11 protein-coding genes are annotated in these 12685 nt (G+C 58.4%); 2 read left to right on the top strand and 9 right to left on the bottom strand.

The window, feature by feature from the left end; genetic code table 11:
• Positions 1-88 precede the first annotated feature (88 nt).
• On the top strand, positions 89-1030 hold the full coding sequence (locus tag CBW65_RS14175; protein WP_087457386.1) for a Na/Pi cotransporter family protein: 942 nt from the start codon (positions 89-91) through the stop codon (positions 1028-1030).
• A 10-nt stretch (positions 1031-1040) separates the two neighbouring features.
• Here the strand turns inward: CBW65_RS14175 and deoC are convergent, their stop codons facing one another.
• From deoC to hrcA, 9 genes are all read right to left on the bottom strand, one after another.
• Positions 1041-1694, bottom strand: a complete 654-nt coding sequence (gene deoC / locus CBW65_RS14170) for a deoxyribose-phosphate aldolase (protein ID WP_232463539.1) — start codon at positions 1692-1694, stop codon at positions 1041-1043.
• 226 nt (positions 1695-1920) lie between these two features.
• Positions 1921-3300, bottom strand: a complete 1380-nt coding sequence (gene mtaB, locus CBW65_RS14165) for a tRNA (N(6)-L-threonylcarbamoyladenosine(37)-C(2))-methylthiotransferase MtaB (protein ID WP_087457384.1) — start codon at positions 3298-3300, stop codon at positions 1921-1923.
• A 3-nt stretch (positions 3301-3303) separates the two neighbouring features.
• Positions 3304-4047, bottom strand: a complete 744-nt coding sequence (locus CBW65_RS14160) for a 16S rRNA (uracil(1498)-N(3))-methyltransferase (protein WP_087457383.1) — start codon at positions 4045-4047, stop codon at positions 3304-3306.
• A 6-nt stretch (positions 4048-4053) separates the two neighbouring features.
• The gene (prmA, locus tag CBW65_RS14155) at positions 4054-4998 is read right to left on the bottom strand and encodes a 50S ribosomal protein L11 methyltransferase (RefSeq protein WP_087457382.1); all 945 of its coding nucleotides are present in this window, start codon (positions 4996-4998) and stop codon (positions 4054-4056) included.
• Between the two features lie 83 nt (positions 4999-5081).
• Positions 5082-6203: a molecular chaperone DnaJ gene (dnaJ, locus tag CBW65_RS14150; RefSeq protein ID WP_087457381.1), complete on the bottom strand. Its 1122-nt coding sequence runs from the start codon at positions 6201-6203 to the stop codon at positions 5082-5084.
• 10 nt (positions 6204-6213) lie between these two features.
• Positions 6214-8040: a molecular chaperone DnaK gene (gene dnaK, locus CBW65_RS14145; RefSeq protein WP_087457380.1), complete on the bottom strand. Its 1827-nt coding sequence runs from the start codon at positions 8038-8040 to the stop codon at positions 6214-6216.
• 86 nt (positions 8041-8126) lie between these two features.
• Positions 8127-8687 carry a nucleotide exchange factor GrpE gene (gene grpE, locus CBW65_RS14140; RefSeq protein WP_232463332.1) on the bottom strand — a complete coding sequence of 187 codons (561 nt, stop codon included), beginning with the start codon at positions 8685-8687 and terminating at the stop codon, positions 8127-8129.
• 32 nt (positions 8688-8719) lie between these two features.
• Positions 8720-10270, bottom strand: coding sequence for a TCP-1/cpn60 chaperonin family protein (locus CBW65_RS14135; RefSeq protein ID WP_087457378.1), 1551 nt, complete (start codon positions 10268-10270; stop codon positions 8720-8722).
• Positions 10271-10374: 104 nt separating this feature from the next.
• Positions 10375-11415, bottom strand: a complete 1041-nt coding sequence (hrcA, locus tag CBW65_RS14130; RefSeq protein ID WP_087457377.1) for a heat-inducible transcriptional repressor HrcA — start codon at positions 11413-11415, stop codon at positions 10375-10377.
• A 163-nt stretch (positions 11416-11578) separates the two neighbouring features.
• On the opposite strand from hrcA, the gene CBW65_RS14125 reads away from it, so the two are divergent.
• A complete protein-coding gene (locus CBW65_RS14125; RefSeq protein WP_157721949.1) occupies positions 11579-12676 on the top strand; it encodes an AbrB family transcriptional regulator in 1098 nt (365 codons plus the stop codon).
• Positions 12677-12685 lie beyond the last annotated feature (9 nt).

Here is a 12685-nt window from a genome sequence, read left to right as displayed (position 1 = left end):
TCCTTTTAAATCGTCCAAGTTCGTACAAGTCTGTGGACGAGTCTGCATAAGCATCATGTAGAACGTCTGCGCCTTGGAGGGAATTCATATGATTTGGAAGTCTATTTTGCTGTTTGTGCTCGGCATGTCCGGCTTTTTGGCGGGGATGTGGATCATGCGCACCGGGATGGAGCGCATGGCGATCGACCGGCTGCCGCAGATCATCTCCCGCTTCGTCAAAACCCCGACGCGGGGCTTGATCACCGGCACCGCGCTGACGGCGCTGATCCATTCCAGCGCCGGGGTCAGCATCATCTCAATCGGCCTCGTCTCCGCCGGCGTGATGACGTTTGCCGATTCGCTTGGCGTCATCCTCGGCACCAACATCGGGACAACCTTTACCACGCAGATGCTGTCCTTCGACCTCGACGCGCTGATCATCCCGTCGGTGATCATTGGCGTCATCCTGTCGCTGGTGCTGCGCGGCAAATACAAGTACATTGGCCTTGCCGTGCTGGGCTTTGCGGCGATCTTCCTGGCGCTGGAACTGATCGAGCGCGCCTTGCAGCCGCTCAGCCAGATGCCGTGGTTCAAAGACATCCTCGCCGAATCGTCGCACCACCCGCTGCTTGGCGTCCTCGCCGGCTGCGTGCTGACGGCGATCATCACGTCCTCGACAGCGACGACGATGCTGACCATCGTTTTGGCCGGACAAGGGCTGATCGGCCTGGAAGGCGCCACAGCGATCATCCTCGGCAACAACATCGGCACCTGCATCACCTCGGTGCTCGCCGCGATCGGCCAGCCGCTTAATGCCAAGCGCGTGGCGCTCGCCCATGTGATCTTAAACGTGCTGGGGGTGCTGGTGTTCCTGCCGTTCATCTCCGGGCTCGCCGACTTGAGCCGGATGTTCTCCGACAACATCGGCGTGCAGGTCGCGACCGTTCACCTGCTGTTCAACGTGATCTCGTCGCTGGCCGTGTGGCCGTTTACGAAATGGTACGCCGACCTGGTGATCTGGATGATGCCCGACAAGACAGCAAAAACGTGACGAAACGTGATTAATAGTCGGACTTTGCCGTCTGACCCTGCGCGATGGACACGCCGGCTGAGCAGCCGAGGCGGTTCGCGCCCGCTTCCATCACTTTGACCGCATCTTCAAGCGAGCGCACGCCGCCGGAAGCTTTGACGCCAACGTTCGGGCCAACTGCCGCTCGCATCAGCGACACGTCTTCCGGGGTCGCGCCGCCGGTGGAGAAGCCGGTCGAAGTTTTGACAAAATCAGCTCCGGCAGCAGCCGTCAACAGCGAGGCGATCGCTTTTTCCAGAGGGGTGAGCAGGGACGTTTCGATGATCACTTTGGTCAACGCGCGGTCGCCTACCGCGTCGACAACTCCCTTGATGTCTTCGTAGACCGCTTTCAGTTCGCCCGCTTTAAGCAGACCAACGGAGATGACCATGTCGACTTCATGAGCGCCTTTTTCCACGGCGTCATGCGCTTCAAACGCTTTGACCTCTGTCGTGTTGGCACCGAGCGGGAAGCCGATCACGGTGCAGACTTTGACCTTGCTTCCGGCAAGGTTTTTTGCTGCCTGCGGGACGAAGACCGGGTTGACGCAGACCGAAAAGAAGTTGTGCGTGCGCGCTTCCTCACACAGCTTGTCGATCGCTTCCGGCGTTGCGTCCGCCTTGAGCAGCGTGTGGTCGATGATCATCGTCGCTTCCGACGCCGCAACGGGCGTGTACGACCCTTCTTCAATATGTACAGAACCAATCGCAGCTTCAACCGCTGCTTTTGCTTGGGAAATGATCTCGTTCATTGATTTTCCTCCTCTGGCAAACTCGACCGTTATTATATCATTTCCAAGTTCGCCCTGTCCTATTGAGTTTTCTCCGACAAAAACAACCCCCAACATCGCGTTGGGGGTTGTTTTGATTCCTTCAGATCATCTCCAGTTCCAGCGCGCCCGCAAACGGGGAGGCCGGAACTTCCGGATCGTCTTTCTCCGTGAAGGTCAGGCGCTCGACGAACGTGCCTTGGGATAATTCCGGGCCGGCCGCATCGAGGCGGATCGTGCAGATCTCGCCGAGCAGCTCATCGTCGCCGTCGAACTGGACTTTGATGTAGTTGTCGGTGTAGCCGATCAGCTTGCCCGTTTCGTCGCGCTCTTCCGGAATCACTTCCAGGTTCTGCCCGATGAACTTCGCCGAGTACAGCACCTGCAGCGAGTTGGCGAGCTGAATCAAACGGTTCACCCGCGCCTCTTTCTCGCGCTCCGGCACCTGGTCTTTGTATTTCGCCGCCGGCGTGAAGTTGCGCGCCGAATACGGGAATACGTGCAGGTCGGCAAAATGCTGGTCTTTGATGAAGTGGTAGGTGTTCTCGAAGTCCTCCACCGTCTCGCCCGGGAAGCCAACGATGACGTCAGACGTGATCGCCAAGTCCGGCAACGCCACGCGCACCGCTTGCAACCGCTCGGCAAACTGCTCGACGGTGTACTTGCGGTTCATGCGATCCAGCACGCGGTTCGAGCCGGACTGCAGCGGAATGTGCAGGTGACGAACCACTTTTTTCGAAGCGGTCAGCACGCTGATCATCTTGTCATCCAGCTCCGACGCCTCGATCGAGGAAATGCGGATGCGGCGCACCTCCGGCACCTCGCGCTCCAGATCGACCAGCAAGTCGGCCAGGTTGTAGTTCTCCAGATCGTCGCCGTAGCCGCCGGTGTGAATCCCGGTCAGGACGATCTCATAGTAGCCTGCCTCGACCAGTTTCTTCGCCTGACGGATCACGTTTTGCGGATCGCGGGAACGAATGAAGCCACGGGAATACGGGATAATACAGAAGGTGCAGAAATTGTTACATCCTTCCTGAATCTTCAGCGATGCCCGGGTGCGGTCATGGAACGACGGCACATCGAGCTCCTCAAAATGGCGCTGCTTGCGGACGGAGGATACCACTTTAAACGGGTTCTTCTCCGACTGCGCCTGCTCCACATATTCAATGATCTGTTCGCGGCCCTGCGTCCCGATGACGAGGTCCACGCCCGGAATCTCCAAAATTTCGTCCGGAGCCACCTGTGCATAACAGCCGGTGACCACGACGGTCGCCTCCGGATTCTTGCGGATCGCGCGGCGAATCATCTGACGCGACTTCTTGTCCCCCGTGTTCGTAACGGTGCAAGTGTTGATGATATAAACATCTGCCATATCATCAAAATCGACTTGCGCATATCCTTTCTCGCGGAACAGATGCCAGATCGCTTCTGTGTCGTACGAGTTTACTTTGCATCCCAGTGTATGAAAAGCTACTGTGCTCATGGCTTACCCTCCCATCTCGCCAAATTGATAGCAGATACAAGCTGCGGCGACGAGGCCGGCCGTTTCGGTGCGCATGATGCGCGAGCCCAGCGTCACAGGAATCGCTCCTGCCGCCAATGCTGCTTCAATCTCCCCGTCGGCGATCCCGCCTTCCGGGCCGATCACCACGCAGATGTGCTCCGGCTGCCCATGCTCCTGCAGCACGTCGCGCAAGCCCCGCGCTTTTTCCCCTTCATACGGCACAATCACCAGGTCAAATCCATCGAGATTGTTCAACAGCTGCTTAAACGTCATCCCGATCCCGACCGACGGTATCATCGTGCGGTGTGCCTGCTCTGCCGCTTCTTTGGCGATCTTCTGCCAGCGCTCACGGCGCTTTTGTTCCTTTTTCTGGTCGTACTGCACGATGCAGCGCGACATCTCCACGGGAAGAAAGCGGGAGACCCCGACTTCCGTTCCTTTTTGGACAATCAAATCCATTTTATCACCTTTTGGCAAGCCTTGCGCCAAGGTAATTTTTACGCGGGCTTCCGAGGTGGTGTCCAGTTTTTCGATGATCCGGCCGGCGACTTGCTCGCTGCCGAGCTCTGTCAGCTCCACGCGGTAGGCATGGCCGACCCCGTCACAGACGATCACTTCATCCTCCGCCTCCATCCGCAGCACGCGGGTGATGTGTTTGACGTCGTCGCCGGTGATCGTCACCGTCTCCTGTTGAATCGCTTCCGGCTCCACAAAATAGCGCTGCACGGTACGTCAGCTCCTCTCGAGTTTGGCCACGAGCGCAACCCAGTCTTCTTCGGTGATGGTATCTATGATTTCAAAGCCGTGCTCCTTCAATGCAGTGCGCACCAGTTCTGCCTTCTCTTTGATGATGCCAGACGTGATCAGCGTGGCGTTTTCTTTCATCACGCCGGCAGCGCTTGGGATCATCAGCAGGATGATCTCCGCCAAAATGTTTGCGACCACCACGTCGTATTGTTCGGTGACGCCTTTCAGCAAGTCGTTGGCGCGGACGGTGACTTTCTCGCTTTCGCCGTTCAGCTCGATGTTTTCACCGGCCACCTGCACCGCCACCGGATCGAGGTCGAGCGCCAGCACTTGCTCGGCACCCAGCTTCGCGCAGGCGATCGACAGGATGCCTGTCCCTGCCCCGACATCAACCACCGTGTCGCCCGGCTTGAGGACGCGCTCCAGCGTGCGCATGCACAAAGCGGTCGTCGGATGCGTGCCGGTGCCAAACGCCATGCCAGGATCAAGCTCGATGATGATCTCATCTTCGCGCTCCGGCGTGTACTCCTCCCAGGTCGGCTTGATCGTCAGCCGCTCCGTTACGCGCACCGGGTGGTAGTATTTTTTCCACTCGTCCGCCCATTCTTCCTCATCGGCGATCCGAAACGTCACAACGCCTGGCGACGGGTCGAGCCCCAGCTCCGCCAAGCCGTTCACTTCCGCCCGAATCTCGCCCAGCATTTCATCCTGCCACGTCTCCAGCGAGACATACGCCTTCACACGCACGCCCGATTCCGGAAAATCGGCCGGGTTCAGCCCGTAGATTTCGCCATAGCGATCTTCCCACGTGCGGGTCAAGTCGCTGCTGTCCTCGATGACGGCACCCGTTGCGCCGTACCGCTCCAGGATCGCCGAAACCGCTTCGATCACCTCTTGCGTGGTGGAGACTTGCACTTCAGCCCACTTCATAAAAAGTTCCTCCTCAAGTGAAAATCCACAGGTGATAGGATGCCCCAAAATCGGAGCATCCTCCTCTCCTGTGGATGGAAAGATCAGTCGCCTAAAAAGGCCGATTTCAACCGTTCGAACAACGAGCGTTCCTGCTCATGCGTCTCTTCGCCCATCGAGGACGCGAGTTCGCGGAGCAGCTCTTTTTGATTGTCGGTCAAGTTGGTCGGCGTGACCACGACCACATGCACATGCTGATCGCCGCGCATGTTGTTGCGGTTGAGATACGGAATCCCGTGCCCGCGCAGGCGGAACACTTTGCCGGACTGGGTGCCCGGCGGAATCTTCATCTTCACCTTGCCGTCGATCGTCGGCACTTCGATCTCATCGCCGAGCGCCGCCTGCACGAAGGTCAGCGGCACCTGGCAGTGCACATCTTCGCCGTCGCGCTCGAAGAAATCATGGTCGCGCACGACAAAAACGATGAACAGATCGCCTTGCGGGCCGCCTTTTTGCCCCATCTCGCCTGCGCCCGGGACGCGGATGCGGTTGCCCGAATCGACGCCGGCCGGGATGTTGATTTTGATCTTGCGGCGTTTGCGGACTTTTCCTTCGCCGTGGCAGGTGCCGCAGCGCTGCTCGATCTTTTTCCCCGAACCGCCGCAGGTGCGGCAGGTGGCGCGGTTGACCATCCGGCCAAGCGGCGTGGAGATCACTTGCTCCTGCTGGCCGGAGCCGTGGCAGGTGCCGCACTGCGAAACGTTGGTGCCAGGTTTCGCGCCCGACCCGTGACAGGTGTCGCACTCTTCCCAGCGCGGGATCTCGACTTCTTTATCGGCGCCAAACGCCGCTTCTTTGAAGTCGATCTGCATCTGGAACTGCAGGTCTTGGCCGCGTTGCGGGCCATTGCGCTGCCGCCCGCCTCCGCCGCCAAAGAACATGTCAAAAATATCGCCAAAGCCGCCGCCGCCGAAGCCGTCTGCACCGCCGCCGCCAAATCCATTCGGGTCTTGATGCCCAAAACGGTCATAGCGCGCGCGCTTGTCGCTGTCAGACAGGACTTCGTACGCTTCGGTCACTTCTTTGAACTTGTCAGCAGCACCCGGATCGTCTTTGTTGACGTCCGGATGGTACTGGCGTGCCGCTTTGCGGTATGCTTTTTTGATCTCATCGGGCGTCGATTCTTTGCCGACGCCCAACACTTCATAAAAATCTCGTTTACTCACGAGCACTCACTCATTTCTTGTCTTCGTCAACAACTTCGTAGTCAGCGTCTACCACGTTGTCGTTCTGGTTAGCGCCGCCCTGGTCGCCGCCTTGTGCCTGCTGTGCTTGTGCCGCCTGCTCATACAGTTTCACAGACAGCTGCTGCACGATGTTGCTCAGCTCTTCGGAAGCGGATTTGATCGCTTCGGTGTCGGTGCCTTCCAGCGCCGATTTGACTTTGTCTTTCGCAGCGTTGGCGTTGTCGATGTCCGCCTGGTCAACTTTGCCTTCCAGATCTTTGAGCGTCTTTTCGGTCTGGTAGACGAGGGAGTCGGCGTTGTTGCGGATGTCCACTTCTTCGCGGCGCTTCTTGTCTTCGTCGGCGTTTGCTTCCGCTTCTTTCACCATGCGGTCGATCTCGTCATCGGACAGGCCGGTGTTCGAGGTGATGGTGATCTTCTGGCTCTTGCCGGTGCCGAGGTCTTTCGCGGACACGTTAACGATACCGTTTGCGTCGATGTCGAAGGTGACTTCGATCTGCGGGATGCCGCGCGGAGCCGGCGGGATGTCGCCCAAGATGAAGCGGCCCAGCGTCTTGTTGTCGCGTGCGAATTCGCGCTCGCCTTGCAGCACGTGGATTTCAACGGAGGTCTGGTTGTCGGCCGCCGTGGAGTACACTTGCGACTTGGAGGTCGGGATCGTGGTGTTGCGATCGATCATGCGGGTCGCGATGCCGCCTTGGGTTTCGATGCCGAGCGACAGCGGGGTGACGTCGAGCAGGACAACGTCTTTGACTTCACCGGTCAGAACGCCGCCTTGGATCGCTGCGCCGATCGCAACCACTTCGTCCGGGTTGACGCCTTTGGACGGGTCTTTGCCGATGAACTTCTTCACCGCTTCAACAACCGCCGGGATGCGGGTGGAACCGCCGACGAGAACAACCTTGTCGATCTGGTTCGCAGACAGGCCGGAGTCTTTCAGTGCCTGACGGGTCGGAACCATCGTCGCTTCGACGAGGTCAGCGGTCAGTTCGTCGAACTTCGCGCGGGTCAGGTTGACTTCCAAGTGCTTCGGACCGGTCGCGTCTGCGGTGATGAACGGCAGGGAGATCGTGGTTTGCGCCACGCCGGACAGGTCTTTCTTCGCTTTTTCCGCTGCGTCTTTCAGGCGTTGCAGCGCCATCTTGTCTTTCGAGAGATCGATGCCGTGTTCCTTCTTGAAGCCGTCAACCAGGAAGTCGATGATCTTTTGGTCAAAGTCGTCGCCGCCCAGACGGTTGTTACCGGAAGTGGCTTTTACTTCGAAGACGCCGTCGCCCAGTTCGAGGATCGACACGTCGAACGTGCCGCCGCCAAGGTCGTAGATCAGGATCGTCTGATCGTCTTCTTTATCCAAACCATATGCCAGCGCTGCTGCCGTCGGTTCGTTGACGATACGCAGAACATCGAGGCCGGCGATCTTGCCCGCGTCTTTGGTCGCTTGGCGCTGAGCATCGTTGAAGTAGGCCGGAACGGTGATCACCGCTTGGGTCACTTTTTCGCCGAGGTATGCTTCTGCATCAGACTTCAGCTTTTGCAGGATCATCGCAGAGATTTCTTGCGGGGTGTACTCTTTGCCTTCTACCGTTTCTTTGTGCGCGGAACCCATGTGGCGCTTTACCGACATCACGGTGTCCGGGTTGGTTACCGCTTGGCGTTTTGCTACGTCGCCGACCATGCGCTCGCCGTTTTTCATCGAGAGAACGGACGGGGTGGTGCGGTTGCCTTCCGCGTTCGGGATGACGACCGGTTCGCCGCCTTCCATTACTGCAACGCAAGAGTTGGTGGTGCCAAGGTCAATACCGATTACTTTACTCATGTTCAAAAGACCTCCTGTGAGCTAAGTTCGTTTGTTTGTGTGAATTGCTGGGGTTGACATATATGAAAAGGAATTGGTGCGCAGTGTTATTGGCTGACTTGCACCATCGACGGGCGCACGACTTTGTCTTTGACTTTGTAGCCTTTGCGCAGCTCTTGGACGACGGTGTTCGCCGGATGCTCGTCAGACGCGACCTGCATGATGCCTTCGTGCAAGTTCGGGTCAAACGGCTGACCAACCGCTTCAATCGCGGTCAGGCCTTCTTTTTCCAGCGCGCCGGTCAGTTGGCGGTAGACCATCTCGATGCCGGTGAGCAGCGTTTTCACGTCGGTCTCGGCGGTCGATTTCATCGCCATCTCAAACGTGTCGAGCACGGGGAGCAGCTCCTCGATCAGCTTCACGTTGGCGTAGGCGGCAAACTCGTCTTTTTCCTGACGGCTTCTGCGGCGGAAGTTGTCAAAATCAGCCTGGGCACGCAGGTAGCGGGTCTTGTAGTCTTCCGCTTCCGCTGTCAGCCGCGCCACTTCGGCGATCAGCTCTTCGCGGGTGCGCTCATCGGGTGCTGCTGCGTTGTCTTGTGCTTGTGCGGTCTCGGAAGTTTCGGTTTCCACCGCTTCTTCCTGCAGGTTCTGGTTCTCTTGCTCCATCTTCATCCTCCTTCACGTGGTAAACACGGCGCTTAGTCTTCTTGCAACGTTTCATCCTTCATGCGGATGATCGTATGAATGCGCATGATCGCCACCGTCACTTCGCTGGCCGCCTGCAAGGCATGCAGTTTGACCGGCGTCGGGTCGTAGACGCCGCCCGCCATCATGTCGGCCACCGAGCCGTCTTCACAGTCGATCGCCAGCGCGTCCGTATCCTGCTCGATCTGCGCCACGCTCGCCTCTTCCACTTTTTCCAGCGGGTTGAATCCGGCGTTAAGCACGATCTGCGTCATCGGGCGGCGCAAGGCGCGCGCCACCGCTTCCACGCCAAATCCGGTCATGCCGCGCACCGTCTCGCGCCGTTTCTCGACTTCGCGCGACGCCCACAGCTCCAGCGCACCGCCGCCCGGCACGACGCCGCCGCACACAGCCGCTTGCACAGATGACGCGGCGTCTTTGGCGATGCGCAGCCGCTCGCCGACCACCTCTTCGGTCGAAGCGCCGATCAGGATCGTGGCCAAGGGTTTGCCGGCGCCGCCAACGATGCGGATGTTCTCCATGCGTTCATCTTCATAGATCTCTTCTGCAAAGCCTAAAAACTTATGTAGTTCCTCTGTCCCTTTGGCGATTCCCGTGCGCTTGACCGGTCGTGCGCCTGTATGTTCCGCGATCTTGCGCAGGTCTTTCGAGGCCACGCGCTGCACGATCATCACGCCCGCTTCGCCCAGCACTTCTTCGGCGACAGGGGAAACTCCCCGGTCGGTAAACACAGCGGTAACGCCCGCTGTAACCAGCCGCTCTAAGTTGGCTTTGAACTGTTCTTTGTATTGCCGGTAGAGCAGAAAACCGGCTTCGGTGCCGAGCGCCTCGCTGTCCAGCTCTTCCGCTTCCAGCTCATCGTCGACGATCAGGATCTTCGCCGCTTCCACGCGGTCGGGCATCTGCGGCGACATGCGCTGCTTGTCGATCACCGCGCCTTGAAACACTTGCGACTGCGCGCCGACGGCCGCCATCACCGTGTCGGCGAGGCGAAATTCACTGCGGCGCAGTTTGTCATACCCGATCAGTCTGGCCGATTCGGTGACCAGCCGCGCGATATCCTGATGCTCGCGCCCTGCCACCATCGCCACCTGATACAGCACGTCCCCGTCCAGCTCTTCCAATGGGCGGGCCCGGCTCTGCATCCGTTCCAGCGCGTATGCGACACCGTCCTGAATGCCTTCGATCACCCTCGTCACCGGCACGCCGCGCTCGACCTGCGAAACGCCTTCTTGCAAAAGCGCCGCAGCCAGCAGCGTCGCCGTGGTCGTTCCGTCGCCGATCTCCTCCTGCTGAGCAGACGCGACGTTGATCAGCATTTTCGCAGCAGGGTGGACGACTTCCATCTTGTTTAAGATGGTCACGCCATCGTTGGTGATGATCACGTTGCCTTGCGTGTCGACGAGCATCGTATCGAGCCCTTTGGGGCCGATCGTGCCTTCGACAGCCGATGCAATCGCCCGAACAGCCGTGGTGTTCGAATAGAGTGCGGAGTATCGCTCGTCTTGTTCGCTTGCTTTCGGACTGCCAGGGGTCTGACTCATCGGGACATCTCCTTATTTAAAAGAAGGGAAAGCGCTGTGCCTTCCCTATTGATTTGCAGCAACAATTAGCAAAACGGCACGTATCAAGTATGGACACGCGGCTTCTATTTATACAGATGGGTGAGCAAGGCGGAGAGATTGTTCGCCAACCCCTGCATCACAACAATCGTGCGCGCGTAGTCCATCCGCGTCGGTCCGACAACTCCGATCGTGCCGACCGGTTTGCCATCGAGTGTGTACGCCGCGGTGATCAAGGAACAGCTGTGGAATGTCTCGTGGTCATTTTCCGCACCGATGCGGATCTGTATCCCCGGTTTGTGCAAAGCCGGGTCGACGAGGCGGACCAGGTCTTGCGTCTGCTCAAACATGTCGAGCAGCGGCTTTAATTTTTCCACGGTGCGAAACTCCGGCTGGTTCATGATCATCGTGGTGCCGCCCAGATACAGTTTGGACTGCTCTGTGTCTTGCACCTCGGTCATCTGATCGAACAAAGCCATCGCCGATTCAAACTGCTGCGAGTAGCGCTGCAGCTCCTGGGCGATCTCCGTATGCAGGCGCGCTTTCAGCTCCGGCATCGGCACGCCGACCAGTCTGCGGTTGAGCAGTCCGATGTAGTTGGTGATCGATTCGACTTCGATGCCGTCGGGGATCGAGACCATGCGGTTCTCGACATGTCCGTTATCCATGACGATGATCGCGACCGCCTTGCGGTCCTGCAAAGGCACCAGCTGGATCTGCCGCAGCTTGGCGGTCATCACCTTGGGGCCCAGCACGATCGACGTATAGTTGGTCAGCGACGACAAGATCGTGGCCGACTGCTGCACCACTTGTTCCATCTGATCGATCTTCTGCAAAAATTCCATGCGCAGATCGTTTGGGTTGTACGCGGTCTGCTCCTCCGAAGGTCTGAGCAGATGATCCACATAAAAGCGGTAGCCCTTTTGGGAAGGGATGCGCCCGGCTGACGTATGCGGCTGTTCCAAGTACCCCAATTCCTCCAAGTCTGCCATTTCATTGCGAATCGTGGCAGGAGAAATCGACACATCCGGCCGTTTGGAGATGGTACGGGAGCCAACCGGTTCAGCCGTAAGAATGTAATCATCTACGAGGATTTGTAAAATGATTTTCTGGCGGTCCGTCAACATGATGGCCCAGTCTCCTTTGTTGTTAGCACTCAGAGTGACCGAGTGCTAATTGCTATAATGAATGTAGCAAAAACGCGCTTCCGTTGTCAACGGAGACCGTGTAATTTTTTGTGAGATCATGTACAGTAAGAAGATACAATTCAGCTCCGGGGAGGTGCCAGGTTTGACAACTTCTGCTCGGCCGCGGGCCGTCTCCTTTTTCGAAACGCTGGCGGTCGCACTGGTCGGCGGCGTGGTTTTCACGCTGATCCAAATTCCTTTGCCGTGGATGCTCGGCCCGCTGTCCTTCGTGATGGCCTGGCAGCTGACCACGAAACGAACGCTTTACTGGCCGGCCATTTTCCGCGATCTGTCTTCGCTGGTGCTTGGCTACATGCTTGGCGCCTCAATCACGCGGGAAACAGGCTGGCAGATCCTGCACCATCTGCCTTCAATGGTTGTCGTAACAGCATTGACCGTCTTTTTCTCCTGTACACTCGGCTATTGGGTCGCCAAAGGCGCCGGGATCGGCGTGTACAGCGGTGTATTTGGCAACGTGCCGGGCGGGCTGACCCAGATGGTGCTCGTCTCCGAAGAACTCGACGACGTGGACGCGACGGTCGTCACGTTCATGCAGATGATCCGCTTGCTTGGGGTCATTTTTATCGTGCCGTTCCTCGCGGTGCACGGGCTGTCTGACGATCTGGATGTACCGCTGAACGCCATGCTGACCCAGACGCTGCCAGTCTTGCCCGTCATTCCGTGGTACGCCTATCCGTTGTATGTGCTGATCGCCCTGTTTGGTGCCTGGGCGGGCAAAAAAATCAAACTGCCTGCCGCCGTCCTCACCGGGCCGCTGATCGCCACCGCCATCATCATCCTGATCGGGATGCCCGCCCCGCAGTTGCCCAGCGGCGCGATCACCGTCGCCCAGCTCTTGATCGGCGTACATATCGGCCTGCAGATGAAAGTGCAGAGCCTCGGCAACATCAAGCGGCTGACCACTTTTACCATCCTCTCGTCGGTTGTGCTGGTCCTCTTTTCCTTGCTGCTTGGCGTCGTGCTGTCCGGGCTGACCGGCATGGGCGTGACGACCGGCTTCCTCTCTACCGCCCCCGGCGGCATCGCCGAGATGGGCATCACAGCAGCGCTTGTGCACGCCGACCTCTCGATGGTCACGGCGTACCAACTGTTCCGCATTTTCTTCATCATGTTTGCCGTCCCGCCACTGCTCAAATGGTGGATCGGACGCGGCAAAAAAAGAAGCAGACAGGCCGCGTAAACAGCCTGT

Source organism: Tumebacillus avium (assembly GCF_002162355.1).
GTDB classification, from domain to species: domain Bacteria; phylum Bacillota; class Bacilli; order Tumebacillales; family Tumebacillaceae; genus Tumebacillus_A; species Tumebacillus_A avium.
Note: the sequence above shows the minus strand (reverse complement) of the source record. Positions and strands in the feature narration are given on the sequence as shown.

Bases quoted from the DNA above. Each gene is read 5' to 3' on its own strand.
- grpE (WP_232463332.1), bottom strand. From the start codon at position 8,687: ATGGAGCAAGAGAACCAGAACCTGCAGGAAGAAGCGGTGGAAACCGAA.
- deoC (WP_232463539.1), bottom strand. From the start codon at position 1,694: ATGATCATCGACCACACGCTGCTCAAGGCGGACGCAACGCCGGAAGCG.
- prmA (WP_087457382.1), bottom strand. From the start codon at position 4,998: ATGAAGTGGGCTGAAGTGCAAGTCTCCACCACGCAAGAGGTGATCGAA.
- hrcA (WP_087457377.1), bottom strand. From the start codon at position 11,415: ATGTTGACGGACCGCCAGAAAATCATTTTACAAATCCTCGTAGATGAT.
- CBW65_RS14175 (WP_087457386.1), top strand. From the start codon at position 89: ATGATTTGGAAGTCTATTTTGCTGTTTGTGCTCGGCATGTCCGGCTTT.
- CBW65_RS14135 (WP_087457378.1), bottom strand. From the start codon at position 10,270: ATGAGTCAGACCCCTGGCAGTCCGAAAGCAAGCGAACAAGACGAGCGA.
- dnaK (WP_087457380.1), bottom strand. From the start codon at position 8,040: ATGAGTAAAGTAATCGGTATTGACCTTGGCACCACCAACTCTTGCGTT.
- mtaB (WP_087457384.1), bottom strand. From the start codon at position 3,300: ATGAGCACAGTAGCTTTTCATACACTGGGATGCAAAGTAAACTCGTAC.